General features: G+C 54.8%; 24 protein-coding genes. 10 read left to right on the top strand and 14 right to left on the bottom strand.

Going from position 1 to position 22,942, the window contains the following annotated elements; translation table 11 throughout:
- Positions 1-184: 184 nt before the first annotated feature.
- The gene (ggt, locus tag TRICHSKD4_RS09680; RefSeq protein ID WP_009758992.1) at positions 185-1,780 is read right to left on the bottom strand and encodes a gamma-glutamyltransferase; all 1,596 of its coding nucleotides are present in this window, start codon (positions 1,778-1,780) and stop codon (positions 185-187) included.
- 153 nt (positions 1,781-1,933) lie between these two features.
- On the opposite strand from ggt, the gene TRICHSKD4_RS09675 reads away from it, so the two are divergent.
- A complete protein-coding gene (locus TRICHSKD4_RS09675; protein WP_009758991.1) occupies positions 1,934-2,365 on the top strand; it encodes a heme-binding protein in 432 nt (143 codons plus the stop codon).
- A 60-nt stretch (positions 2,366-2,425) separates the two neighbouring features.
- On the opposite strand, the gene phaR is transcribed toward TRICHSKD4_RS09675, so the two are convergent.
- On the bottom strand, positions 2,426-3,004 hold the full coding sequence (phaR, locus tag TRICHSKD4_RS09670) for a polyhydroxyalkanoate synthesis repressor PhaR (protein ID WP_009758990.1): 579 nt from the start codon (positions 3,002-3,004) through the stop codon (positions 2,426-2,428).
- Between the two features lie 298 nt (positions 3,005-3,302).
- On the opposite strand from phaR, the gene TRICHSKD4_RS09665 reads away from it, so the two are divergent.
- The 3 genes from TRICHSKD4_RS09665 to TRICHSKD4_RS09655 all read left to right on the top strand — a co-directional run bounded on the left by TRICHSKD4_RS09665 (position 3,303) and on the right by TRICHSKD4_RS09655 (position 6,170).
- Entirely contained in the window at positions 3,303-4,484 is a 1,182-nt protein-coding gene (locus TRICHSKD4_RS09665; RefSeq protein WP_040616683.1) for an acetyl-CoA C-acetyltransferase, read from the top strand.
- Between the two features lie 158 nt (positions 4,485-4,642).
- On the top strand, positions 4,643-5,371 hold the full coding sequence (gene phbB / locus TRICHSKD4_RS09660) for an acetoacetyl-CoA reductase (protein ID WP_009758988.1): 729 nt from the start codon (positions 4,643-4,645) through the stop codon (positions 5,369-5,371).
- Positions 5,372-5,525: 154 nt separating this feature from the next.
- A complete protein-coding gene (locus tag TRICHSKD4_RS09655; protein WP_009758987.1) occupies positions 5,526-6,170 on the top strand; it encodes a septation protein A in 645 nt (214 codons plus the stop codon).
- A gap of 215 nt (positions 6,171-6,385) precedes the next feature.
- On the opposite strand, the gene TRICHSKD4_RS09650 is transcribed toward TRICHSKD4_RS09655, so the two are convergent.
- The 5 genes from TRICHSKD4_RS09650 to TRICHSKD4_RS09630 form a co-directional block, all read right to left on the bottom strand.
- Complete coding sequence (locus TRICHSKD4_RS09650) at positions 6,386-6,808, bottom strand: hypothetical protein (RefSeq protein ID WP_009467341.1); 423 nt, start codon at positions 6,806-6,808, stop codon at positions 6,386-6,388.
- Between the two features lie 150 nt (positions 6,809-6,958).
- Entirely contained in the window at positions 6,959-7,144 is a 186-nt protein-coding gene (rpmF, locus tag TRICHSKD4_RS09645; protein ID WP_009467340.1) for a 50S ribosomal protein L32, read from the bottom strand.
- Positions 7,145-7,350: 206 nt separating this feature from the next.
- The gene (locus TRICHSKD4_RS09640) at positions 7,351-8,658 is read right to left on the bottom strand and encodes an FAD-dependent oxidoreductase (RefSeq protein WP_040616682.1); all 1,308 of its coding nucleotides are present in this window, start codon (positions 8,656-8,658) and stop codon (positions 7,351-7,353) included.
- Between the two features lie 4 nt (positions 8,659-8,662).
- Positions 8,663-9,400 (bottom strand): monofunctional biosynthetic peptidoglycan transglycosylase, encoded by a 738-nt coding sequence (gene mtgA / locus TRICHSKD4_RS09635; RefSeq protein WP_009467338.1) that lies wholly within the window; start codon positions 9,398-9,400, stop codon positions 8,663-8,665.
- Positions 9,387-10,619 carry a cyclopropane-fatty-acyl-phospholipid synthase family protein gene (locus TRICHSKD4_RS09630; RefSeq protein ID WP_009467337.1) on the bottom strand — a complete coding sequence of 411 codons (1,233 nt, stop codon included), beginning with the start codon at positions 10,617-10,619 and terminating at the stop codon, positions 9,387-9,389. Before TRICHSKD4_RS09630 ends, mtgA begins: the two co-directional genes overlap by 14 nt.
- Before the next feature lie 144 nt (positions 10,620-10,763).
- Between TRICHSKD4_RS09630 and TRICHSKD4_RS09625 the strand changes: the two genes are divergently transcribed.
- The 3 genes from TRICHSKD4_RS09625 (at position 10,764) to TRICHSKD4_RS09615 (ending at position 13,563) form a co-directional block, all read left to right on the top strand.
- A complete protein-coding gene (locus TRICHSKD4_RS09625) occupies positions 10,764-11,666 on the top strand; it encodes a polyprenyl synthetase family protein (RefSeq protein ID WP_040616681.1) in 903 nt (300 codons plus the stop codon).
- Positions 11,667-11,751: 85 nt separating this feature from the next.
- Positions 11,752-12,735: a heparin lyase I family protein gene (locus tag TRICHSKD4_RS09620; protein WP_009467335.1), complete on the top strand. Its 984-nt coding sequence runs from the start codon at positions 11,752-11,754 to the stop codon at positions 12,733-12,735.
- Positions 12,736-12,948: 213 nt separating this feature from the next.
- Positions 12,949-13,563 (top strand): hypothetical protein, encoded by a 615-nt coding sequence (locus TRICHSKD4_RS09615; RefSeq protein ID WP_009467334.1) that lies wholly within the window; start codon positions 12,949-12,951, stop codon positions 13,561-13,563.
- 23 nt (positions 13,564-13,586) lie between these two features.
- Here TRICHSKD4_RS09615 and TRICHSKD4_RS09610 read toward each other — a convergent pair whose 3' ends face one another.
- The 4 genes from TRICHSKD4_RS09610 to TRICHSKD4_RS09595 are packed head-to-tail and all read right to left on the bottom strand — an operon-like array spanning position 13,587 to position 17,423.
- Positions 13,587-14,507, bottom strand: coding sequence for a prephenate/arogenate dehydrogenase family protein (locus TRICHSKD4_RS09610; RefSeq protein ID WP_009467333.1), 921 nt, complete (start codon positions 14,505-14,507; stop codon positions 13,587-13,589).
- Positions 14,508-14,534: 27 nt separating this feature from the next.
- Positions 14,535-15,656 carry a histidinol-phosphate transaminase gene (hisC, locus tag TRICHSKD4_RS09605; protein ID WP_009467332.1) on the bottom strand — a complete coding sequence of 374 codons (1,122 nt, stop codon included), beginning with the start codon at positions 15,654-15,656 and terminating at the stop codon, positions 14,535-14,537.
- Complete coding sequence (locus TRICHSKD4_RS09600; RefSeq protein ID WP_009467331.1) at positions 15,656-16,612, bottom strand: chorismate mutase; 957 nt, start codon at positions 16,610-16,612, stop codon at positions 15,656-15,658. The genes hisC and TRICHSKD4_RS09600 overlap by 1 nt, the downstream gene beginning before the upstream one ends.
- A 19-nt stretch (positions 16,613-16,631) precedes the next feature.
- On the bottom strand, positions 16,632-17,423 hold the full coding sequence (locus tag TRICHSKD4_RS09595; RefSeq protein ID WP_009467330.1) for a class I SAM-dependent methyltransferase: 792 nt from the start codon (positions 17,421-17,423) through the stop codon (positions 16,632-16,634).
- 132 nt (positions 17,424-17,555) lie between these two features.
- Between TRICHSKD4_RS09595 and gloB the strand changes: the two genes are divergently transcribed.
- The 3 genes from gloB to TRICHSKD4_RS09580 all read left to right on the top strand — a co-directional run bounded on the left by gloB (position 17,556) and on the right by TRICHSKD4_RS09580 (position 19,191).
- Positions 17,556-18,338: a hydroxyacylglutathione hydrolase gene (gloB, locus tag TRICHSKD4_RS09590; RefSeq protein WP_009467329.1), complete on the top strand. Its 783-nt coding sequence runs from the start codon at positions 17,556-17,558 to the stop codon at positions 18,336-18,338.
- Between the two features lie 115 nt (positions 18,339-18,453).
- Positions 18,454-18,663 (top strand): hypothetical protein, encoded by a 210-nt coding sequence (locus TRICHSKD4_RS09585; RefSeq protein WP_040616610.1) that lies wholly within the window; start codon positions 18,454-18,456, stop codon positions 18,661-18,663.
- 78 nt (positions 18,664-18,741) lie between these two features.
- Positions 18,742-19,191 carry a cupin domain-containing protein gene (locus tag TRICHSKD4_RS09580; protein ID WP_009467326.1) on the top strand — a complete coding sequence of 150 codons (450 nt, stop codon included), beginning with the start codon at positions 18,742-18,744 and terminating at the stop codon, positions 19,189-19,191.
- Positions 19,192-19,263: 72 nt separating this feature from the next.
- Here TRICHSKD4_RS09580 and ftsY read toward each other — a convergent pair whose 3' ends face one another.
- Genes ftsY through dapF form a run of 3 tightly spaced genes read right to left on the bottom strand, consistent with a single transcriptional unit; the run spans position 19,264 to position 22,857 of the window.
- On the bottom strand, positions 19,264-20,595 hold the full coding sequence (gene ftsY / locus TRICHSKD4_RS09575) for a signal recognition particle-docking protein FtsY (RefSeq protein WP_040616609.1): 1,332 nt from the start codon (positions 20,593-20,595) through the stop codon (positions 19,264-19,266).
- Complete coding sequence (gene mtaB / locus TRICHSKD4_RS09570) at positions 20,516-21,895, bottom strand: tRNA (N(6)-L-threonylcarbamoyladenosine(37)-C(2))-methylthiotransferase MtaB (protein ID WP_009467324.1); 1,380 nt, start codon at positions 21,893-21,895, stop codon at positions 20,516-20,518. Before mtaB ends, ftsY begins: the two co-directional genes overlap by 80 nt.
- Positions 21,892-22,857, bottom strand: coding sequence for a diaminopimelate epimerase (gene dapF, locus TRICHSKD4_RS09565; RefSeq protein WP_009467323.1), 966 nt, complete (start codon positions 22,855-22,857; stop codon positions 21,892-21,894). Before dapF ends, mtaB begins: the two co-directional genes overlap by 4 nt.
- Positions 22,858-22,942 lie beyond the last annotated feature (85 nt).

Here is a 22,942-nt window from a genome sequence, read left to right as displayed (position 1 = left end):
GACAAAACCAAGTTCAAATGGTTCCATCTCTGGAAGAGTGTTACTTCTGGCATGCTTGGGCACCTTCTCTAGGCCATCTGCGTCGAAATCCTCGAATGATGCACGGGCATCATTCTGCGGTCTTCTCCTTGTTGGACAGAAAAATCTGCTCCATCAAACTGGCCCAAGCTTGGGTGGATGTGCTCTAGTAACCGACCGCGTGACCATCCTTGCGTGGGTCCGAACCGGCAATCAGCAACCCTTTCTCCCGATCAATCATGATTGCTTGGCTACCACCGATAGCCGCAGAGGCAGGGCTGACCTTGTGCCCAAAGGATGCCAACGCCTGACGTGTGGACGTCGGAATACCGGCTTCCGCTTCCAGACTATGATCGTCCATATTGAAGAACATCCGTGGGAAGTCGATTGCCGCCTGCACGTCCATACCATAGTCAATGATGTTGGTAAGAAGGTGCGCGTGTCCGCATGCCTGATAATGGCCACCCATCACACCAAAAGACAACCACGGTAGACCGTCCTTCAAACCCATTGCTGGAATAATCGTATGCATCGGGCGCTTGCCACCCGCAATGGACTTTGCAAGCCCCGGCTTTGCGCTGAACACTGCCCCGCGATTGTGCAAAAGAACCCCGGACTTTGGCGCAACAATACCGCTGCCAAACTCGTTAAAGATGGAATTGATCAACGAGATCGACAAACCATCCTTATCAACCACACTGAGATAAACCGTGTCCGTTTGGGGGGCCAAACTGTTTTCCGGAACCTCGGCAATTCGCTGGTTTGGCGTGATCCGCGCGGCCAATCGGTCGATATATTCCTCCGAGAACAGACTGGTTGGACAGACATCCATAAAGCCCGGATCGGTGACAAACTGATCACGAACCGCATAGGCAAGCCGTGCCGCTTCCATTTCAAGGTGCAAGCGCTCCGGTCCGATAGGATCGAGCCGCTCAATTTCAAAGCGTTCGAGAATGCCCAGAATAATCAACGCAATGATGCCTTGCCCGTTGGGCGGCAACTCGGCGATTCCATAGCCCTTGTAGTCCCGAACAACTGGAGAAACCGTTGTAGTATGACACGCCGCCAGATCTTCTGGGGTCATGAACCCGCCAAGATCTTTTAAGGTCTCGACAATGTCCTCGGCAATCGCGCCGGTATAAAAGGCTTCAGCGCCACCTTCCGCAATTGCTTCCAATGTGTCGGCCAAGTGCGGATATTTCAGGATATCGCCCACTTCGGGAATACGCCCGCCAACAAGGTAACTTGCAGCGGTGGCCTTGTGTGCAGAGAGCTTTTCCAGATTTTTCGCCCAGTCGTATTGCACTCGCGGCGCAACCGGAAACCCATCGCGCGCATAGGAAATAGCGTGCTTGAAGAGTGTTTTGAAATCCCGGGTGCCGTGAGCTTGCAACAGCGTTTCCCAAGCCCGGATCGCTCCCGGCACTGTGACCGAATGCGGGGACATGGGATCGATTTCATCGATACCCGCATTTTCAAGTGCCTCCGGGGATGCGCCCATTGGCGCAGCTCCGGAGCCATTGAACCCGGCCATGCGCCCATCAGGCTCTGTCACGATGGCAAAACAATCGCCGCCAATACCCGTCATTTGAGGTTCAACAACACCTTGAACCGCAACAGCTGCAATTGCAGCATCCACCGCATTGCCACCCTCGCGCAAAACATCCAGCGCAGCGCTGGTTGAAAGCGGATGGGATGTCGCAACAGCGGCCTGCCTCGCATAGACCGGAGACCGGCCGGGCGCTTCGAAATTGCGTTTCAAGAGTATTCCCTCACCTGAATTGACGGTGCAGTCCGACCGTCACTATTTCTATTTTGGCACATATCTTAAACCACCTTTTCCAGTGGTTGAACACCATATGATCTGTTAGCAGTCTCCCCGACGCAGTTCGGACATTAACGGAGGTTCCCACCAATGGGCAAACTGACACTTGTGAACGCACAGAACATCATTTCTTCCGCATTGGAAAAAGCAGAGCAGCTTGAGCTCAAACCGCTCACGGTAGCCGTTTTGGATGCAGGCGGTCACACGATTGCACTCGCCCGACAGGATGGTTCCTCGATTTTGCGTCCCCAAATCGCAACTGGCAAGGCCATCGGAGCGCTTTCCGTTGGCACCGGAACAAGATGGCTGCAAGCGAACGCGGAAACCCGGCCGCATTTCGTGCAAGCCCTCAATGGCGCATCAGGCGGAGCCATCATTCCAGTTCCTGGCGGAGTTCTCGTGAGGGACGCAGACGGCGAAACGCTGGGGGCCGTTGGCGTAACTGGCGACACCTCCGACAACGATGAAGCTGCGGCGGTTGCCGGAATTGAAGCCATCGGCTTCACAGCCGATTGCGGGTAAACCCTTTCGGGCTATCTGGATCGCGCAGCTGCTGAAACGCAATCTGCGCGATCAAAAAAGTCAGGATTTATCGCCAAGCGCGTCGATTTTCGCCTGCATGGCCGCAAGCTGCTGTTTCATTTCATCCAGATCGGATGACGGCTTTTCGGCAGTCTCACTGTCGGCCGTTGCTCCGCTGCCGCTTTCGCCAGCCGGAAACGGCATGAACATTTTCATGGCCCGTTCGAACATTTCCGTGTTGCGTTTGACTTGATCCTCAATCGCCTCAAATGCCGTCGCCCCGAAAGTCTCGCTCATTTGCGAGCGCATTTTTTCCTGCTCCCTCGTCAGTGACGTCATGGAGTATTCAAGGAAGCTTGGAACGACACCCTGCATGCTGTCGCCATAAAAGCGAATAAGCTGCCGCAAGAACGTGACGGGAAGGAGGTTCTGACCCTTGCCTTCCTGCTCAAAGATGATTTGCGTGAGAACCGAGCGGGTGATGTCATCTCCCGACTTTGCATCAAAAACCACAAAGTCTTCTTCACCCTTGACCATGACAGCCAGATCTTCGAGCGTCACATACGTGCTCGTGCCGGTGTTATAAAGTCGGCGGTTCGCATACTTCTTGATAACTGTCGGCTCGTTGGTTTTTGCCATCCTGTCTTCCGCATTCGTGGGGCCATGGGCCCGGTCGCAAATGACGGCGTCTTCGATTGCTGCGCCGCCCCCTCCATCTTTCAGACTAAGCCAATAGCACAAGATGTGACCAGCCTTTTTATGCACTAAGACCAAAGGGGAATGCTGCAGGTGCGAAAACTGCCAAGTTCACGTCTTATGGAGTGTTGACACTCCGGCAAGCAGGGTTTCTAGTCCGATCCGAAGACTGATGATCCAACACCGTGACGAAACGGGTGTAGACACATCGGTCAGTCAGGTTCAAACGCCGGAGAATTTTATGAGCGCTTCCAATGATGTTGTAATTGTCAGTGCCACCCGCACGCCGGTTGGCTCCTTCAATGGTTCTTTTGCCAATGTTCCGGCCCATGAGCTCGGCTCCCACGTGATCAAGGCAGCCCTCGACCAAGCCAAGGTCGACGGCGCGGATGTGAACGAAGTCGTCTTCGGTCAGGTTCTGACAGCTGGCCAAGGCCAGAACCCGGCCCGCCAGGCTGCCATTGGGGCGGGCATCGCTGAATCTGCATCTGCATGGACCTTGAATCAGGTCTGCGGATCAGGCCTTCGCACCGTTGCTATTGCCGCGCAACAAATCCAGACCGGCGATGCCACCATCATGGTTGCTGGCGGTCAGGAAAACATGTCCATGTCGCCCCACTGCGCCCCAATGCGCGCAGGCTACAAAATGGGCGACTACAAGATGATCGACACAATGATCAAGGACGGTCTGTGGGATGCCTTCAACGGCTACCACATGGGTCAGACCGCAGAAAATGTTGCCGAGAAGTGGCAGATCACCCGCGATGAGCAGGATGCATTTGCTGTTGCCTCTCAGAACAAGGCTGAAGCTGCCCAAAAGGCTGGCAAGTTCAAGGACGAGATCACACCGTTCACCATCAAGACCCGCAAGGGCGACATCGTCGTTGAAGATGACGAGTACATTCGCCATGGCGCAACGCTGGACAGTGTGACCAAGCTGCGCCCGGCCTTCACCAAGGAAGGTTCTGTGACTGCCGGCAACGCCTCTGGCATCAACGATGGTGCGGCGGCTCTTGTTGTCATGAGCGCAGCGGAAGCAGAAAAGCGCGGCCTGACCCCGCTTGCACGCATTGCCTCTTGGTCCACAGCGGGCGTTGATCCGGCGATCATGGGTTCCGGCCCGATCCCAGCTTCCCAAAAGGCGCTGGAAAAAGCTGGCTGGAAAGCAGAGGACCTGGATCTGGTAGAAGCAAACGAAGCCTTTGCTGCTCAGGCCTGTGCCGTCAACAAGGACATGGGCTGGGATCTCGACAAGGTGAACGTCAATGGCGGCGCGATTGCGATCGGCCACCCGATTGGCGCTTCTGGTGCACGTATCCTTTGCACCCTGCTGCATGAAATGCAGCGTCGTGACGCAAAGAAAGGCCTCGCCACCCTTTGCATTGGCGGCGGCATGGGCGTTGCCATGTGCCTTGAACGTTAAGGCATAGCCTTAGCGGCACATTAGCCCAAAGGCGAAGACAACTTTTGATTTTAGTCATGGCGAATGGACTATCTACCCGCCATGACTTTTGAGGAATTGCTACCGGTAGTTTTTACAAGAATACCGGTACTGGAATTAGCGGAAAGTGGAGGGTATACATGAGTAAGGTCGCACTGGTTACGGGCGGAACCCGCGGCATCGGAGAAGCGATCTCCCGTGGATTGAAGGACGCCGGATACACCGTTGCTGCCACCTATGCCGGCAACACGGAAAAAGCGGAGGCTTTCGAGGCAGAAACCGGAATCCACGTCTTCAAATGGGACGTCTCTAACGCAGAAGCCTGCGTCGCTGGTATCGCTCAAGTCGAAGCCGAGCTTGGACCGGTTGAGGTTCTGGTCAACAACGCTGGCATCACCCGCGACGGCATGTTCCACAAGATGTCCTTCGAGCAGTGGCGTGAAGTCATATCCACCAACCTTGATTCCATGTTTACAATGACCCAGCCGATCATCAACGGCATGCGGTCGCGCGGATCAGGCCGGATCATCAATATCTCCTCCATCAACGGCCAAAAGGGCCAGATGGGTCAGACCAACTATTCCGCAGCCAAAGCTGGCGTCATCGGCTTCACCAAGGCGCTGGCTCAGGAAAACGCTTTCAAGGGCATCACCGTCAACTGCGTATGCCCGGGCTACATCAACACCGACATGGTTGCCGCCATGCCGCAAAAAGTACTGGATTCCATCATCTCCGGCATTCCGGTCGGTCGTCTCGGCCATCCGGAGGAAATCGCCCAGACAGTCGTCTACCTAGCGTCTGATGCAGCGGCCTTCATGACCGGCGCGGTCATGACCATCAACGGCGGCCAGTACATCGCCAACGGCTAAACTGTCCGGCGTTTACCGATTACAAAAGGCGCTTCAACCGGGGCGCCTTTTTTCATTGGGAAATTGCCCTTCACCCCAAAGTCAATCGCCCCGCCCTTGACCCGGAAGGTCCAAAGCCCCTATCTCCTCGGAGCACACAGGCCCCGGAGATCTCATGGAACTTGAACACGCCCCGAACGAACCGACCCGCAAGGAAATGGCGCCACTGCTCAAATTGGCGCTGGAGCTTGGGCCGCTGGGTGTTTTCTTCCTATTCAATTCCCGCGGCGAACAGATCGCGGAGAGCTTTCCGATCTTGCAGAAAGTCGGAGAGCCGATCTTTCTGGCAACCGCTGCCTTTATGGTCGCAATCACCATCTCGCTGACTGTTTCTCTCTGGCTCACCAAGCGCCTGCCGATCATGCCGCTGGTGTCCGGTGTTGTCGTTCTGGTGTTTGGTGCCCTGACGCTGTGGCTGCATGACGAGCTGTTCATCAAGCTGAAACCAACCATCGTGAACTGCCTGTTCGGCGCGATCCTGCTGGGCGGGCTGTTCTTCGGCAAATCCCTTTTGGGCTATGTTTTTGACAGCGCCTTCAAACTAACCGATGAAGGCTGGCGCAAGCTCACCTTCAGATGGGGCCTTTTCTTTTTCGTGCTGGCCGCCATCAATGAGATCGTCTGGCGCAATTTTTCGACCGATTTCTGGGTGAATTTCAAAGTGTTCGGTGTGATGCCCATCACACTCATTTTCACCATGACCCAGCTTCCCCTGATCCAGAAACACGCGATCATGGACGAGAGCGAGAAAGAGGGCTGAGCTAGAAGGGATAGACGCTACTGCGTCCTTCCAGGCAAGCTGAACGCATGTGAAGCGATGATCTGGAATCGCGACATCATTCACGCGTAGCGTGGGTAAATAAACTGGTTTTGCATTCGCTTGCGCTCATACAGAAGCGCTGGATTCCGGATCATCGTGCAGCTTCGCAGCACTTGTCCGAAATGACGGCCGGTTTGAAGAGAAGAAGCCCGCTCCTACCGCAGTTCAGCTTGACCAAATGACACATCACGACGCGCGCCGGTGATGGAAATGGAAAAGCCTGCGATTACGTCGATCAGCGCGATCATCGTCAAAATGAAGAACACTGACGTCGCAGCTTGCGAGACAATCAGAAACTCCACCAGGTAAGCCACAAAGACAAATACGGAGAACATATGGTCGAGCAGGGCGGTGGTGCCGATGCGCGTAGCCTTCATGATCTCGATAAAGAGGAAAAACAGGCCAACAGCGATCAGCAGGTCACTGGCCAGCAATTCGAACGACGCACCTGACACCATTCCCCAAGTGATGACCGGCTGGCCCCAGAAGTCGGGAACAGCAGCAGCTGTCGTAAACGCAAAGCCGTTGTAAATCAGCAAGGTGAACAGGGTGAAGGGAACGGCAGTAAAAACGCGCATGGGATGCTCCGTCCAAATCAGCGTCAAACCTGACGCGAAGTGACACCAAGTGATTGGCCAAAGCAAGGCAAGAAACAGTCAAAAGCCAAAGAAAAAGGCCGACCCAAAAGGCCAGCCCTGATCTCATTTCGCCTGTCGGCGACCCTGACCTTAGACGTCGTCTTTCGGTGTCAGGATCTGACGGCCCCGGTACATGCCGGTCTTCAGATCAACGTGATGCGGACGACGCAGTTCGCCCGAATCCTTGTCTTCGACGTATGTCGGCTGCTTCAGGGCGTCCGTGGAACGGCGAAAACCGCGCTTCATGCGCGAAGTTTTTCTCTTTGGGACTGCCATCTTGTTCTTCTCCGTGGTCCATAGTCGCGCGGCCCGGACCGGGTTAGCCCGGGGCGTAGCATCACGCAGCGTGTTGGAATGCTCGGCGTTATACAGGCAAAGACCTGTATTTTCCACCCCATCAACAAAACTTTTTGCTCAGGGTGCGCCGATTTATGACCACGGCCTATACCATGGGCTGAAGGATGTCCAGAAGCGATTGGGTTTCAGCCATTTTTTGCTTCCCCCAGCGCAGTATCTCCAAGTCCGCGAACGCCTTGCGCGCTCAAGCTGGAAACAAGTTTGCTAGTATCGATCTCTTGCACAGTGATACTGTTGGCAAGGGCCATGGCAGCGGCGGTTCCCACGGCCTGCCCCATAGCCATACATTGCGGCATACCGCGTACTGAGGCAAAGGCTTCTGCGTCTGCGCTGAGAATTCGGCCTGCAAACATCAGATTTCGAATGTCATTTGGCACCAACGCCCGAAACGGAATGCTGTAATAGGCGCCAAGTCCGACAATTGCGTCATGGGTCATGGAACTGTCCGCCCGCATCACATCGTCAATCGGGTTGTCACAGCAAACAATTCCATCAGGGAATTTGGTGGCCTTCCGCAAATCATCACCGCTCACCCGATACATCCCCTCCAGTTTCCGGGTCTCCCGAACGCCGACAGTTGGACCAAGATGGGCCATCCGAGCATTTTCAAACCCCGGCACATCCGACCGAAGAAACTCAGAAAGCTGCAGACACCGTCTACGACCTTCCTGTGTAGCTCGGCTCACGTCTCGCGGATCGGTCCCATCTACGCCCCGGATAACAACGGAATTGCAAAACACGGTGTTTTCGTGAAATCCGCGCATCAGGTAGAGTTTCTGCAAATCTGGATGCAGACATCCGTCAACGATCCCCCTGGCCGCAAAACGGGTAAAATAGGGATCTTCCTCGGCAAAGACCCGCGACCAGTCCGCATCTAACATATGAAAGGACAACGTCACGCCCATCATGTTGCCGGATGCATCTCCAAGGGTAAACGGAACGCCAGCCTTTGCAGAAAGGTCTCCATCGCCCGAACAATCGAGCACAATTCTCGGCACCACTTCAAAAGGTCCCCGCCGATCGTAACAAGATACGGCGGCAATTTGTTGCCCTTCCATGATTGGAGACAAGGCCGCTGCATTGAGCAGCACTTCCACACCCGCCTCTTCCAGCATTTGAAACATGGTCAAGGTCGCAATGTCATGGTCGTACTGGATTTCAGGCCCGAAATTCTCCAGCGTACAATCGCGCTTTTCCGCAGCAGGGGGAGACATGGCAGCAAGCCGTTCTGTCAACTCTTCCATGATCCCTCCGATCATGACCCCAACCGGATAGGCCGCGCCCCAGGGCATGCCCGGACAAAACGCCATCACACCGCCAATCTTGGAGGTTGCCTCTATCAAGACAACACGCAACCCCTGCCACCCGGCAGCGACCGCGGCACCAAACCCAGCGGTTCCTCCTCCAACGACCAGAACATCTGCTTCAATCATCACGTCACTCGCCCACGCATTCAAAAATATTACCCGCGACTTTCACGCGAGATAAATTGGTGGCCGCCAGCGTCCGATGTCCGCGGGACGGTTTGGCAGGGTTACGAAGGAATGGGTTGGGAAGGCTCGTGGCAAGGCGCGCGGCTTCAACGCGGGAAAGGTCCTTTGCCGATTTGCCGAACCAGGCCTGTGCGGCAGCTTCTGCACCAAAAATCCCCTCACCCCATTCGGCAATGTTCAGATAAATTTCCAGAACACGGTGCTTGGTCAGCATCGCATCAAGCATGACCGCAAGGGGAATCTCCAAACCTTTCCGCACAAACGACCGGTCATTCCAAAGAAACAGGTTCTTTGCGGTTTGCATGGTCAATGTGGATGCACCGCGTGGCCTCTCTCCCTCTTGCAGCACTTCAATCTGCTTGCCCAGCGCATCCCAGTCAACGCCGCCGATTTCACAAAACTTGGAATCTTCCGATGTGATGACGGAGCGGATCAGGTGTGGGGAGATTTCCTCAAGCGGCACCCATTGGCGATCTACCCAAAGCAATTGGGCATAACGGCCCAACATCAAGGTGCTGACCGGCGGAACAATGGAGTAAATCAGGGTGAGAACGGGAGGCAGCACAAGGATAAAAACCACCAAACCAGTCACCCAACGCCGTAACCGCGCCTTGAACGAGCGCGGCTTGGCGGATCGGTCCGATTTGGATTTTTTGGCGGATTGCGCTCTAGGCGTCGGCATACTCTCGTTTCGTCAGAGCCTGTTCGTTTTCATGAATGAAGTCGCGCAGGATCGGAACAGCATCCCGCTCCTTCGACAGGAGCAACTGGAATACCATGTTTGAACCGTGAAGGAAGCCCAGCTCGACCGCACAGAGATAAAACTCCCACATGCGGCAGAACTTCTCGTCATAAAGCGCCTTGGCGTCCTCACGCTTTTCTTCAAAGCGAATGCGCCAATCCCGGATCGTGTAATAATAGTGCAACCGCAGGATTTCACTATCACAGACCCAAAGCCCAAGTCGCTCAGTGGAGGCAAAAACCTCTGACAAGGCCGGAACATATCCTCCGGGGAAGATATACTTGCGAATGAAGGGACCCGTGGTGCCCGGAGGGGTCATGCGGCCAATGGAGTGAATGACAGCAAACCCTTCATCGGTCAGAACGTCCCTGATCTTTCCGAAATACTCGTCCAGATGGCCAATGCCGACATGTTCCATCATGCCGACCGAAATGACACGATCGAACTGACCTTCAAACTCGCGGTAGTCTTTCAGAACAAAAGTGACCTGGTCGGCAACACCGGCTGCCTTGACTCGCTCTTCTGCAATCTTCACCTGCTCAGGTGACACATTGAGAGACCTGACCTTTGCGCCGGCCTGCGCCATACGGATTGCCAGCGAACCCCAGCCGCCGCCAATTTCCAGCACCTCCATACCCGGCTTCAAATTCAACTTGGCCACAAGGTGGGTCAGCTTGGCATCCTGAGCCTCTTCAAGGCTGTCCTCAGGCGTGCGGTAATAGGCACAGCTGTAATTCAACCCGTCATCCAAAAACAGTCGGTAGAGCTCAGTTGAAAGATCATAGTGATGCCGCGCTTGCTCTTTCGCCCGTTCAACAGAGTTTTGCTGCTGCCGGCGGCGAAACGCCTTCCAGAATTTACGCAATGCGCCCTGAACCGGGTTCGCTCCAAGCGGTGCACGGTTGATCGAAAACAGAAACATGAAGTCGTAGATCGTCGATCCTTCCTCCATGGTCATCGTGCCATCCATGTAGGCCTCACCGGCAGCCAGCTCTGGATTGACGAAAAGATCGCGGTAGAGCTTCTTGTCGTGCAAACGGATCGCAACAGTTGGCCCATCCTCCCCTGATCCAAACTCGTGGACTGTCCCTTCCAGATCGAACACACGCATTTTGCCCCGCTGAACAAATTTACGAAGCAAGGTCGACAACAAGCGCATTTAATTATCCCTCCACACCCAAAACGGGTGTTCTCGTCCCATCACTATGGGTCAGTTTGTCAATATGCCTTGACGTTACATAGTTTTCAGGAGAGGGAAACCTCAAACACATCAATGAAATCGATAAAACAATCCGGACTTTCCATGAGTGACCTCAAAACGCGATTGACGACACAAGCAGCAAAGGTTGAAGCCCGGTTAGATGAAATGCTCGCGGCCACACCGCTGGAGAACGAAGTCGCGAGGCCAGAACGCCTTTTGGCCGCTATGCGCCATGGAGCCCTCAATGGCGGCAAGCGGATCCGGCCCGTCTTGCTTCTGGAAACAGTAAGGTTGTTCGATCAGGACGACACCCAAGCCCTCGACATTGCCTGCGCACTTGAGTTCATTCACTGCTACTCTCTGGTTCATGATGATCTTCCGGCTATGGATGATGATGATCTGCGGCGCGGTCAGCCAACGGTTCACATTGCCTATGACGAAGCAACGGCCATTCTGGCGGGCGATGCACTTTTAACGCTTGCCTTTGATGTCGTCGCCAATCCCGGCCTGCATCAGGACGCTCGCATCCAGCTCCGTCTTGTGCGTGAGTTGGCCCAAGCTGCAGGTCTTGGCGGCATGGCAGGCGGTCAAATGCTCGATTTAGAGTCAGAACACCGAGACCGATCCGAGGCAGAAATCCGCAAGCTGCAATCCATGAAAACGGGCGCCCTGCTCCGCTTTGGGTGCCGTGGCGGAGCAATTTTCTCAAATGCCAGAGAAGAAGATGTGGAGCGTGTCACCCATTTCGGTGAAATCATAGGCCTTGCTTTTCAACTGGCCGACGATCTTCTGGATGTCGAGGCCAGCCCGGAGCAACTGGGCAAGGCATCCGGAAAGGATGCAGACGCCGGCAAGGCAACGTTGGTGGGGGTTCTTGGGATTGAACAGACCAAGGCAGAACTGGCGGCTCTTTTGGAGAAGGCCGAAACCGTCTTGGCTCCCTTTGGCGAAAGGGCTGGCATCCTCAAATCGCTTGCTGCCTATATTGTGGAGCGCGAAAACTAAATTACGCAGCGTCTCATTAGACTGTCCCTTCAATTTATGTAGGCTCAGGATATGATGCGATAGGGTCGCACGGGAGGGCGCAATCATGGCTCGGCTTATTCTTGTTCTGCTATTTTTGTTGAGCCCGGCCCAACTTTTGGCATCGGACCGCACGACTTTGCCAAATGATGTGGCAAGCGGTTTTGGAAAGTCCTGGCTGAAAAGCATGCCTTACGGTTTCAAGAAGCACGGCTTCAAAATCGTGACGGCACCGGAGCCGGTTCGCTTCGGAAAACAAGCGATTAGATTCGAAGTCAGGCCCGGAGATTGCGGGAACAGCGGTGACTGGGATGACTGCTCAAATGACCGGGAACGGCATGAGCTTTCTCAAATCAATTCACTTCAACGACACGGCGACACTTATTGGTACGCCTGGTCGATTTATATTCCCAATGACACCCCGTTACTTGCACCAACCAAGGTGCATCTCGGGCAGTTCCAGCAAAGGAAAAACAACGTTCTCTGGCTGATGAGCTGGAACCGGAGCGGCTACAGCATCGATAACCAAGTTCCCGGTTATGGTCGAACCAGAGAAATGAGAGCTGTGGTTCCGTCAAACGACATGAAAGCCAATACCGACATCAAGGGACGTTGGCTGGATATCCTTGTCCATGTAAAATGGTCTCATGACACTGACGGTTTTTTCCGAGTCTATGCAAATCATGATCTCAAATATGATTGGAAGGGGCAAACTATCGCTCAAAAGGACCGCAGTTATTTTAAATTTGGTATCTATCGCTCCTTTATTTCTCGCTATTCCAATTCAAACAACGGTGCAAAACCGCCAAAACAGATCGTCTATTACGATGAAGTAAGACGCGGCAAAACCTTGAAAAAAGTCGACAAGGTTGGTGTTGCCGCCATTCAGACAATTCTTGCTGAAAACAACCATTATTCGGGTCAAATCGATGGACTTTGGGGACCAGGCACTCTCAAAGGCGTTAATGAATACCTCAAAGCCAAAGGTGCATCCCCCGTAACAGACTACTCACCTGACCTTTGGAGCGCCTTTGGGCATAGCGAGAAATAGGGCTCCAAACAAACCAGGATAGAATCTTGAGTAGGCTCAAAACTATTAGCCGAAATGGGCCACAAATAACTTCAGACATCCAAATAATATAACCAGAAGGTTTATCAACGCTACGACAGATTGCATGACTAAGCCAAACACATATCAAAATTTAATTTATTCTTAACAATTACAATTTTAAATTGAATTATAGTGTAAGTGAAAGCAAGCGCCATGTCAGTATCGAGTACAGCGCAATATGCCGCGCAGCTGGCTGAGAGACTTAACGCTACTTCGAACCGCGACACTCTCTCGCCGTATGCACCAACAAGTCAGCAAGGCGCCCGTGCGCCCAGCGCTGCGGACATCCGCGAGTCGGATATCGGGCAAACTGTTTCTTCCCTCACGCGGTCTGTTTTGAAAAAACTGGCAGAGGAACAAGAACAATTCAGCAACACGGCGCGTGCGGCTGAAAATGAACCCACATCCCTGCGCCGTGATCAGGTTCAACGGATCAAGGACAACATCTCTCAGCTCAAACAACTGGCGATGTTCGCTTCTCCAGATCAAGCACAACAGATCGCCCGCGAGTTGGAAAAGCTGGGACAAGAATATAAGCAGGTCGCAAAGTCTGCAGAGGGGAATGAGGGCCAAAGGCCGGTAACCGTGAGCAAACCGGTTTTGCCGCAGGTCAATCCCGTTAGCGACATTGCCCAAAACCTTACTGCACAATCAGATAAAGCCAAAGTTGAGCTAGACACACCAGTGTCGTCCGGCAATGAATCTGGCCCAACCGCAGACAGCTTGCCAGTCTCAGGCCCGGGCAATCCGGTTGATATCAAAATCTAACGGCAGATCCCCTAGCAAGCAGATCAATCAGGTTTGACACGTCCGAAGTCTGGCATGTCAATTTCCTGCCCGGCCTCAATAATGGATCGGCGAACGCTGCGCGTGCGCGTGAACAGCTCAAACAACTTGTCGCCATCGCCCCAACGGATCGCTCGCTGAAGAGCCGACAAATCTTCTGAGAAGCGCGACAGCATTTCCAAAATGGCGTCTTTGTTGTTCAGGCACACATCCCGCCACATGGTCGGGTCTGAGGCGGCCAGACGAGTGAAATCACGAAAACCGGAAGCCGAGTATTTGATCACTTCAGATTTGGTGACCGTTTCCAGATCATCCGCCGTGCCAACGATATTATAGGCAATGATATGCGGCAGGTGAGAGACGATCGCCAGAACCTTATCATGATGCTCCGGATCCATTTGGTCTACATAGGACCCGCATTCCTGCCAAAACTCGGTGAGCTTGGCGATTGCCGCTTCATCAGTGCCCGGAGGGGGCGTGAAAATGCACCACCGGTTTTCAAAAAGGCTCGCAAATCCAGCATCCGGGCCGGATTGCTCTGTACCGGCAATCGGGTGGCCAGGAATGAAATGTACACCATCCGGCACATAAGGACCAACCGCTTCAATCACAGAGGTTTTGGTGGACCCCACATCGGTTAGAATTGCACCGGATTGAAGGACTGGCGCAATCCATTTAGCCACCGCCTCATAAGCTCCAACAGGCACGCACAAGATCACCAGATCAGCACCGTCAGCGGCAACTGCAGCATCTTGAGAATAGCTGTCTCCCAGTCCCAGTTCTTCGGCCCGGCGAAGTGTGTCTTCAGACCGGGTTGAAATAGCGACGTGTTTGGCCAGCCCCTTTTGGCGGACAACCTGAGCCAGTGAAGAACCGATGAGACCGATCCCGATGAGGGCCAGCCGGTCAAAAAGTGGTGCAGTCATAATCCCGTGCAGTTTGGTTTGATGGTTTTATTTGCTCATGAACGAAGTAAGGGCTGATACAACTGCCCTGTTGGCCTCTTCCGTCCCAATCGACATGCGGATGGCATTGGGTAAGCCATAGTTCCCGACAAGGCGCAACACACAGCCATTCGACGCCAGATGCGCTTCAGCATCTACCGCGCGCTTGCCATCTTCATCCGGGAAGTGAATGAGGATGAAGTTGCCAACGCTTGGTGTCACGCTCAGGCCGAGTTGTGTCAGTTCGCGAGTAACCCAGCCGAGCCATTCATCGTTATGGGCAACGGCTGCCTCAATGAAAGCCCGGTCTTTGACCGCCGCAACGCCTGCAGCAATCGCAGCACCAGAGACATTGAATGGACCGCGAATACGGTTCAGCGCATCTATAACGGACGCCGGACCGAAGCCCCAGCCAAGCCGCAGGTTCGCAAGGCCGTAAATTTTCGAAAACGTCCGTGTCATGATCACATTTTCAGCGGTCGCCGCCAGCTCAATGCCGCTCTCGTAATCGTTTCGGCGCACATACTCGCCATACGCTGCATCAAGTACCAGCAGCACATGAGATGGCAGGCCCTCATGAAGACGGCGAATTTCAGAAAATGGCAGATACGTGCCCGTCGGATTGTTCGGGTTGGCGAGAAACACCACCTTGGTGCGGTCGCTTACTCGCTCCAAAATGGCATCGACATCGGTCGTCAGGTCTTTTTCTGGCGCCACCACAGGTGTCGCCCCGGCCGCGCGAATGGCAATTTGATAGACCAAGAACCCATGCTCGCAATAAATCGCTTCATCGCCTGACCCCAGATACGCATAGGCAATCAGGCTGAGGATTTCATCAGATCCGGCTCCGCAAATGACCCGGTCCGCATTGATCCCGTAAACTTCAGCAATTGCAGAGCGAAGTTCCGAAGCACTGCCATCTGGATAAAGCTCCAGTTTGGCCCCAATGCTGGCAAAGGCCTCCTTGGCAGCCGGGCTCGCGCCCAAAGGCGTTTCGTTGGACGAAAGCTTGTGAAGGGTCTGGCCGCTATCCACCTTGGACTTACCCGGAACGTAAGGAGCAATATCCAACACACCTGGGCGTGGTACCGGTCGGCTCAACACAGCTTCGCTCATGTCAACAACACTCATCAGCTTTCCTGCAGATCATCGGGAGCAAAACCAAACTCCCCATCTGCTTCTCCCTCAACATCAATCGGAGCGGCATATCCGCCCACACGGCGCAACACATCCGGTTCTGCGCCTGCATTTTGACACGCCGTCAAGACGGCCTCTTCACTTAAATCTGCTGCCACAGCCAGAAGCGCATCCACCCCTTGCGCGGAGCGATGGAAACTGACCACTTCAATTCCCTGATCCATCAACCGTCCGGGAAGAACCCCGCTCCAGCGGGCATCATAAGTATGGATCTCAGGAACTGACGCACTGGAAACCATACGCGCAATCACAAAGCCGGGCGTATCTGCCGGGCGTTCGTCGTGGACCAGATAAGGCAGGCGCGCAATAATCTGCGCGCCATTGTCCGATAGTCCGCGCCACCAAGGCATTTCAGCGCGCTCAATCAAGGCCACAATGCCAAGATCGTTTTCAGACGCGGCAACAATGCCGACCACATCCGCAGGGTCTCCGGTCACTTCCACACCGGTTGAGAACCCGAAATTGAACCGCGCGAGGTCAAGCAGACCTAAAAGGTCTCCGCTACCATCCAGATGGACGGTGAAAGGCTGATCAAGTCCGTTGCAAGACGTAATCAGATCACGCCAGATATGCTCGATGGTCGCAAGCGGTAAAGCCCCCTCATGGGCTTCTACCCGCTGACGCACCACATCAGCTTCCCGGTCCGGAAAAAAGGCAATTACGTCCTGACCTGCCGCTTTTGCAGCGGCTGCCATACCGGATACAGCCCGTGCCCGCTCCATCAATAGGTCATGCAACTGGGTATCAAGATCATCGATTTTTTGGCGCAGCGTGGTCAGGGAGGTTCCACTGTCCGGTGCTTGAGTCATCGGAACGAAAGCCTTTTTGCAATCCTTGTGCGGCGCATAGTCATAGGCGGGCAGCACGGCAAACGCAAAAGAATTCAACACTGACCGGAAATCAGCTCGCTTAGCGAGAGGTGCGCATAACCCTGACTGCATCAGCACCGGACCGGCGTATCGGCTTCAATCCGGCGGGAGCTCCATCGGGAACAAAAACCGGACGCAGCACGCGCAACGGGTTCTTTTTGCCGTCAATAGGCACCGGCCGGAACACCTTTTTCTCCGCTTCCATGATCAATAGCCCGCCAAAAGCCGGCCACAACTTGCGGCCAATGGCCTCCCAGGTGGTAGCAGAACGCAGAATATAGCCGGCGCGTGTCGGCGGCATGAAAAGCGCCTCTTCATCGCGCAGAACCTCAAACTGGCATGTCTGCATCAGTTCCTTCAACTGACTGCGCGAATATGGTCGCCCATATCCAAACGGGGAAAGCTCTGAGCGCGCCCAAAGGCCGCGTCGATTGGGGACGATCACGATAACCCGGCCTCCAGGCGCAAGCACCCGCCAAGCCTCGCGCAAAACCTCCGCAGCATCCTTGCTGTGGTCCAGCACATGCACCATCATTGCCCGATCAAACGCTGCATCGGAAAACGGCAAACATCCATCGAGAACAAGACTGGAGGCAGTATCGGCCTCACGCGGCCAGGGAACAGCGCCCTGTTGGGCAGGCATGGCCGCAATACAGCGTTCAGCATTGCCAAGATACGGACGCATGAACGGTCCTGCATACCCGATGCCGATCAGCCGCTGCTTTTCAAGGTCCGGCCAGAAATTGCGAATATGCTGCCCGATCAAGCCGCGCAGCAGCTGTCCCATGGGCAATTCATAAAACGTTCTCAGATCGGCAACGTCGAGATACATGCAAATTCCGGTCTACAGGTTGATACAAATGAAACCTGAACTAGCAGACAAGGCAAGACCACCCTTGTCCAATCTGCCATGCTTTGCCACAGTCTTGTGAAAATAGATATGGCCCGACCGAGGAGAAACCGGATGCCTCTCGCAGACAGCGTTCAGATACACCAATTTCCTTGCCTGAATGACAATTTCGGCCTGCTGATCCACGAACCGCAATCCAAGACGACCATTGCCATCGATGTGCCGGATGCCATGCCATACAAAAAGGAACTGCAAGACCGGGGCTGGACCCTGACGCATATTCTGGTCACCCACCATCACTGGGACCATGTTCAGGGTATCGGCGATCTGAAAACCGGAACCAACGCGGTTGTCATTGGGCCAGAGCTCTCCCGCGACAAGATCGAAGGCATGTCCAAGGGCGTGGAAGATGGAGACAAGGTGCTGTGCGGTCCGCTGGAGGTTCAGGCCATTGGCACACCGGGCCACACGCTGGACCAGATCTCCTGGTATTTTCCGCAACTGAACATGGCACATACCGGCGACACTCTGTTTGCCCTTGGCTGCGGACGCGTTTTCGAAGGGGACAAGGAAATGATGTGGTCCTCGCTCTCCAAGCTGAAGCGCATGCTGCCAGATCAAACAACGATTTACTGCGGCCACGAATACACCCTAGCCAACGCATTGTTTGCGCTACGCGTAGAACCAGAAAATCAGGACCTGAGGGCCCGCGCTGCCGTGATCGAAGCGCTTCGGTCTGATCAACTGCCGACCTTGCCAACAACGATGAAACTGGAAAAGGCAACCAATCCGTTCCTCCGCGCCGACCAGCCATCCCTCAAGGCGGCACTTGGCATGACAGGCAAAAGCGATGCAGCCGTATTTACGGAAATCAGAACCCGGAAAGACAACGCGTGAAGCGGAAACCACCTCTCAACCGCAAATTATTGAAAAAACAGGCTACACCTGACTTCCTATCACAAATGTCCCTCCCCATATGTGGAAGGTCTCAATCTGAATAGGGCAGAGAGTGATGAGCAAACTCCAGGACTGCGCCCCCAGCGCGCCGTCTGCGGAACAACGGGCCGAGGCCGTGGTGAACCGGGTGCTTCAACAAGCTGAATGCATCCCGCATGACCAAGGCGGAGGCCATAAACTGGACGTTCAGACCTTACATTGCGAAGTTTTGGGCGCTTTTAGAGAAATGATTGACGACCTGGCCCATTATCCGGCAGGCCGTTAAGCGCATTGGCAAAGGCTGGCCCTGTAATCTCAGGGCCGGCCTGCCAAGTATTCCCGGCCCATTCTTTGAAGACGATAAATGACCATCTCAAACACACTTTCTGCCGATCAGATCATCAAGATTTTGGATATGCAGCCGCATCCAGAGGGCGGGTTCTATGCCGAGACCTTTCGCGATGAAATCGCCGATAAAGCAGAACGTGCTGCGTCAACACTGATCTATTTCCTGCTTCCGGAAGGTGTTTTATCCCGCTGGCACAAAGTGGATGCGGTAGAGACGTGGCACTATTATGCAGGCGCACCGCTGGAACTCTCAATCAGCGCAAACGGCCAATCGAAAGACGTTTTGACCCTTGGACCGGATCTTCTGGCTGGAGAGCGACCGCAAGGCATCGTCCCACGCGATGCCTGGCAACAGGCCCGCTCTCTCGGCGATTGGACCCTCGTCGGCTGCACTGTCGCGCCGGGGTTTCAGTTCGATGGATTTGAATTGGCCACAGAGGGCTGGGAACCGGGCGACAAGAACTAAGAAACAACCGTCCCGGCCATGAGCCGGGACCTTTATGATCATCAGGTCCCGGACGGGATTCATCTGAGAATTTTAAGCCAGTCCAGCAATGGCAGACGCAAAATCCTTGGCGGAGAAGGGCTCCAGATCGTCGACACCTTCGCCAACGCCGATAAAGTGCACCGGCATTTGGTGTTTTGCAGCAATGGCGACCAAAATGCCGCCACGCGCGGTGCCGTCCAACTTTGTCATGACCAAACCGGTTACCCCGGCCACTTTGCCGAATATCTCAACCTGATTGAGCGCGTTTTGACCGGTGGTGGCGTCCAGTGTCAGGAGCACTGTGTGCGGGGCTTCCGGATCATGCTTCTTGATCACGCGGATGACCTTTTCAAGCTCATCCATTAATTCCGCCTTGTTCTGAAGGCGGCCTGCCGTGTCGATCAGCAGGACATCCACATCCTTGGCCATCGCTTCCTTCATGGCATCGAAGGCGAGACCGGCAGCATCTGCGCCCGTATCACGCGCAATTACCTCAGCCCCGGTGCGTTCACCCCAGATCTTGAGCTGTTCAACAGCCGCTGCACGGAATGTATCTCCCGCCGCCAGCATGACCTTCTTGCCCTCTGCCGCAAGTTTCTGGGACAGTTTGCCGATGGTGGTTGTCTTGCCAGTGCCATTGACACCAACCATCAAGACCACATGAGGTTTTTTGCCGGTCTCCAGATTGAGTGGTTGCGCGACAGGAGCCAGCACCTTTTCAACCTCTTCAGACAGGATGGCCCGGACCTCGTCCGGCGCAATTTCCTTGTCATAGCGCCCATCGGACAAACGATCCGTGATGGCCATCGCTGTATCCACCCCAAGATCGGCCTGAATGAGAATATCCTCCAGCTCCTCCAGCATGGAGGCATCCAGCTTGCGCTTGGTGAAAATGGAGGAAATGCCGTCCGTCAGCGCTGAAGACGACCGGGACAGGCCTTTTTTCAGCTTTTGAAACCAGCTGAGCTTCGGTTCGGCCTCAGAGGAATCAGCGACAATAGGCTCGGCAGGTGTCATTTCCGCTGGCACCTCAACAGAAACGGGTTCGCTCTGCGGTATATCGACCGGCTCACTGATGACTTCAGGCGCTTCGGGAGCTGGTGGTTCGACATCTGAAGGCGCTGCATCAGGCGCGCCCAGAGCAGGTTCAACAAAGTCAGGTTCCACCAAGTCCGGCGTTTCACTCGCCTGCAGAACCGGATCAACGGTTTCCAGAGACGCAACCGGTTCTACAGAGATCTCTGCTGCAACATCTTCAGCCGGGTGTTCCGTCGTTTGCGCGACATCTGCTTCAACTGGCTGCTCATCGCGAACCGCGTCGTCCGTTTCGGCTTCCTTCCCCTTGAAGAGACGCCCGAAAAATCCGCGCTTTTTTTCGCTCATGAACCTGTCCTGAATCCGATTTGACCGGGCGCTTTGCCGCGTTGGAAAGAATGTCACCCAGAAGGTGGCGGCCGGTTTGCCCTTTAATGCGTGTCTCTACAATATCTCCGGCGGCTCCGCCATCGACTTCGACCTGGGTAAACTGCTCCGTTCGACCCAAGCCTTCCTTCTCAATGAGGACCTTGCGCACGCCGCCGACTTCTGCCTGCAGGTGTTTCAGCAACGCTTCTTCGCCCTTGGCCCGCAAACGCGCGCCGCGCTCCTTGACGATCTTACGCTCAAGCTGCGGCATACGTGCTGCCGGTGTTCCCGGACGCGGTGAGAATGGAAACACATGCAAATGCGTTAGCCCGCATTCATCGACAATCTTCAGAGAATTTTCGAACATCGCCTCGGTCTCGGTGGGAAACCCGGCAATGATATCCGCGCCAAAAACAACGTCCGGGCGCATGGCTCGAACGTCTTCGCAAAAGCGGATCGTATCGGCGCGAAGGTGACGGCGCTTCATCCGCTTGAGGATCATGTCATCACCGGCCTGAAGCGACAGATGGAAATGGGGCATCAGCCGATGATCATTGGCGATAACATGCATCAGCTCTTCATCAGCCTCAATGGAATCGATGGACGACAGGCGCAATCGCTTCAAATCCGGCACAAGCGTCAAAATCTTGGCAATCAAAGTGCCCAATTTCGGGCTGCCCGGAAGATCCGCCCCATAGGAGGTTATGTCGACGCCGGTGATGACAATCTCGTTGTATCCATTGCCAACCAGTCGCTTGATCTGGTCAACCACAACGCCCATCGGTACGGAACGGGAATTCCCTCGGCCATAAGGAATGATACAGAAGGTGCAGCGATGGTCACACCCATTTTGCACCTGAACAAACGCACGAGCGCGCCCTTCCAGACCGTCGATCAGATGACCAGCGGTCTCCGTCACACTCATGATGTCGTTGACACGCACCTTTTCCGTCTCGGAAACACCGAACGCTGCCACCTCTTCATAGGCTTTGCGCTCCAGCTTTTCCGTATTGCCGAGCACGAGATCCACCTCTTCCATTTCGGAAAAAGTCGCGGTTTCGGTCTGGGCGGCGCAGCCGGTGACAATCACCTTGGCGTTGGGATTGTCTCGCTTTGCCTTGCGCACCGCTTGGCGCGCCTGACGAACAGCCTCACCCGTCACCGCACAGGTGTTGATCAGAATTGCATCCTTCAGACCAGCAGCATCGGCCTCCCGCTTCATGACTTCCGATTCATAAGCGTTCAAGCGGCAACCAAATGTAACGACATCAATGGTCATTCCGCCGCCCCTGCACCGGTCACGGCATCTTGCGCATCATCTCCAGGTCCGGTTCGCTGCCACTCAAGCGTATCAAGGTCAACTTCACCCTCGAACTCGACTTCCGTGAGCCCGGTCATGAGAACATGATCGTCGCCTTCGCGCCATTCGATTTCAATAGGGCCGCCGGGAAGATGAATGGTGGACTTGCGCCCAGCCTTGTCGTCTCGCGCGGCCGCAACAGCCGCCGCACAGGCAGCTGTTCCACACGCCTGCGTCAGACCTGCACCGCGTTCCCACACTTTCAGTCGGATCTGGTTTTCGGCAAACACATGAGCGAGCGAAATGTTCGCGCCTTCCGGAAAGACCGGATGGTGTTCCAGCAGGGGGCCAATCGTGCCCAAGTCATGCGCCTCGACATCCTTCACCCAGAAAATTGCATGAGGATTGCCCATGGAAATGGCTGCCGGTGTATGCAAATATGGCGCATCAATCGGGCCGATTTGCAGCTCAATCGCCCGTGTATCATAAAACTCTTCAGCCAGCGGAATTTCATCCCAGTTCAGGCGCGGCTTTCCCATGTCAACGGTTACGGTCCGTGGAACTGCGGTCGCAAAAGCGTTCAACAGCCCGGCCTTGGTCTCAATGGTGGCCCGGTCCGTGCTCTTTTCTTCCATCAAAAGCCGACCCACGCACCGCGTTGCATTTCCGCAGGCATCCACCTGACTTCCATCGCAATTATGGATGCGCATAAACGCATCGACCCCAAGCGGAGAGCGCTCAACGGTGATCATCTGGTCGAACCCGATGCCCGTGTCGCGATTGCCCAGCGCCGCAATTTTCTCTTTCGGAAGGTTGAACGCAGAGCTACGCGCGTCCCAGACAACAAAATCATTGCCAAGACCATTCATCTTCAAAAAGGGCACGCGGGCGGACGCCATGTCGCTCTTCTCATCAATCCGGGTTGAAAGGGTGGCTGCCATCGCGCAGCAAACTTGAGCCTTATATGGCGGAAAACTTGACAAAATACCAGTACATCGGCGCAAAGCAGCCTTGCAATAAACCGAT

It is taken from the genome of Roseibium sp. TrichSKD4 (assembly GCF_000148725.1).
Taxonomy (GTDB): domain Bacteria; phylum Pseudomonadota; class Alphaproteobacteria; order Rhizobiales; family Stappiaceae; genus Roseibium.
Note: the sequence above shows the minus strand (reverse complement) of the source record. Positions and strands in the feature narration are given on the sequence as shown.

Excerpts from the sequence above, each read along its gene's own strand:
- TRICHSKD4_RS09675 (WP_009758991.1), top strand. The coding sequence starts at position 1,934 with ATGGGCAAACTGACACTTGTGAACGCACAGAACATCATTTCTTCCGCA.
- mtaB (WP_009467324.1), bottom strand. The coding sequence starts at position 21,895 with ATGACCATTGATGTCGTTACATTTGGTTGCCGCTTGAACGCTTATGAA.
- TRICHSKD4_RS09630 (WP_009467337.1), bottom strand. The coding sequence starts at position 10,619 with ATGCGCTTGTTGTCGACCTTGCTTCGTAAATTTGTTCAGCGGGGCAAA.
- gloB (WP_009467329.1), top strand. The coding sequence starts at position 17,556 with ATGCCTCTCGCAGACAGCGTTCAGATACACCAATTTCCTTGCCTGAAT.
- ftsY (WP_040616609.1), bottom strand. The coding sequence starts at position 20,595 with ATGAGCGAAAAAAAGCGCGGATTTTTCGGGCGTCTCTTCAAGGGGAAG.
- mtgA (WP_009467338.1), bottom strand. The coding sequence starts at position 9,400 with ATGCCGACGCCTAGAGCGCAATCCGCCAAAAAATCCAAATCGGACCGA.
- TRICHSKD4_RS09650 (WP_009467341.1), bottom strand. The coding sequence starts at position 6,808 with ATGCGCGTTTTTACTGCCGTTCCCTTCACCCTGTTCACCTTGCTGATT.
- TRICHSKD4_RS09640 (WP_040616682.1), bottom strand. The coding sequence starts at position 8,658 with ATGATTGAAGCAGATGTTCTGGTCGTTGGAGGAGGAACCGCTGGGTTT.
- dapF (WP_009467323.1), bottom strand. The coding sequence starts at position 22,857 with ATGGCAGCCACCCTTTCAACCCGGATTGATGAGAAGAGCGACATGGCG.
- TRICHSKD4_RS09655 (WP_009758987.1), top strand. The coding sequence starts at position 5,526 with ATGGAACTTGAACACGCCCCGAACGAACCGACCCGCAAGGAAATGGCG.
- TRICHSKD4_RS09595 (WP_009467330.1), bottom strand. The coding sequence starts at position 17,423 with ATGTATCTCGACGTTGCCGATCTGAGAACGTTTTATGAATTGCCCATG.
- TRICHSKD4_RS09580 (WP_009467326.1), top strand. The coding sequence starts at position 18,742 with ATGACCATCTCAAACACACTTTCTGCCGATCAGATCATCAAGATTTTG.
- TRICHSKD4_RS09665 (WP_040616683.1), top strand. The coding sequence starts at position 3,303 with ATGAGCGCTTCCAATGATGTTGTAATTGTCAGTGCCACCCGCACGCCG.
- TRICHSKD4_RS09620 (WP_009467335.1), top strand. The coding sequence starts at position 11,752 with ATGGCTCGGCTTATTCTTGTTCTGCTATTTTTGTTGAGCCCGGCCCAA.
- phbB (WP_009758988.1), top strand. The coding sequence starts at position 4,643 with ATGAGTAAGGTCGCACTGGTTACGGGCGGAACCCGCGGCATCGGAGAA.
- TRICHSKD4_RS09615 (WP_009467334.1), top strand. The coding sequence starts at position 12,949 with ATGTCAGTATCGAGTACAGCGCAATATGCCGCGCAGCTGGCTGAGAGA.
- phaR (WP_009758990.1), bottom strand. The coding sequence starts at position 3,004 with ATGGCAAAAACCAACGAGCCGACAGTTATCAAGAAGTATGCGAACCGC.
- hisC (WP_009467332.1), bottom strand. The coding sequence starts at position 15,656 with ATGAGTGTTGTTGACATGAGCGAAGCTGTGTTGAGCCGACCGGTACCA.
- rpmF (WP_009467340.1), bottom strand. The coding sequence starts at position 7,144 with ATGGCAGTCCCAAAGAGAAAAACTTCGCGCATGAAGCGCGGTTTTCGC.
- TRICHSKD4_RS09610 (WP_009467333.1), bottom strand. The coding sequence starts at position 14,507 with ATGACTGCACCACTTTTTGACCGGCTGGCCCTCATCGGGATCGGTCTC.
- TRICHSKD4_RS09625 (WP_040616681.1), top strand. The coding sequence starts at position 10,764 with ATGAGTGACCTCAAAACGCGATTGACGACACAAGCAGCAAAGGTTGAA.
- TRICHSKD4_RS09585 (WP_040616610.1), top strand. The coding sequence starts at position 18,454 with ATGAGCAAACTCCAGGACTGCGCCCCCAGCGCGCCGTCTGCGGAACAA.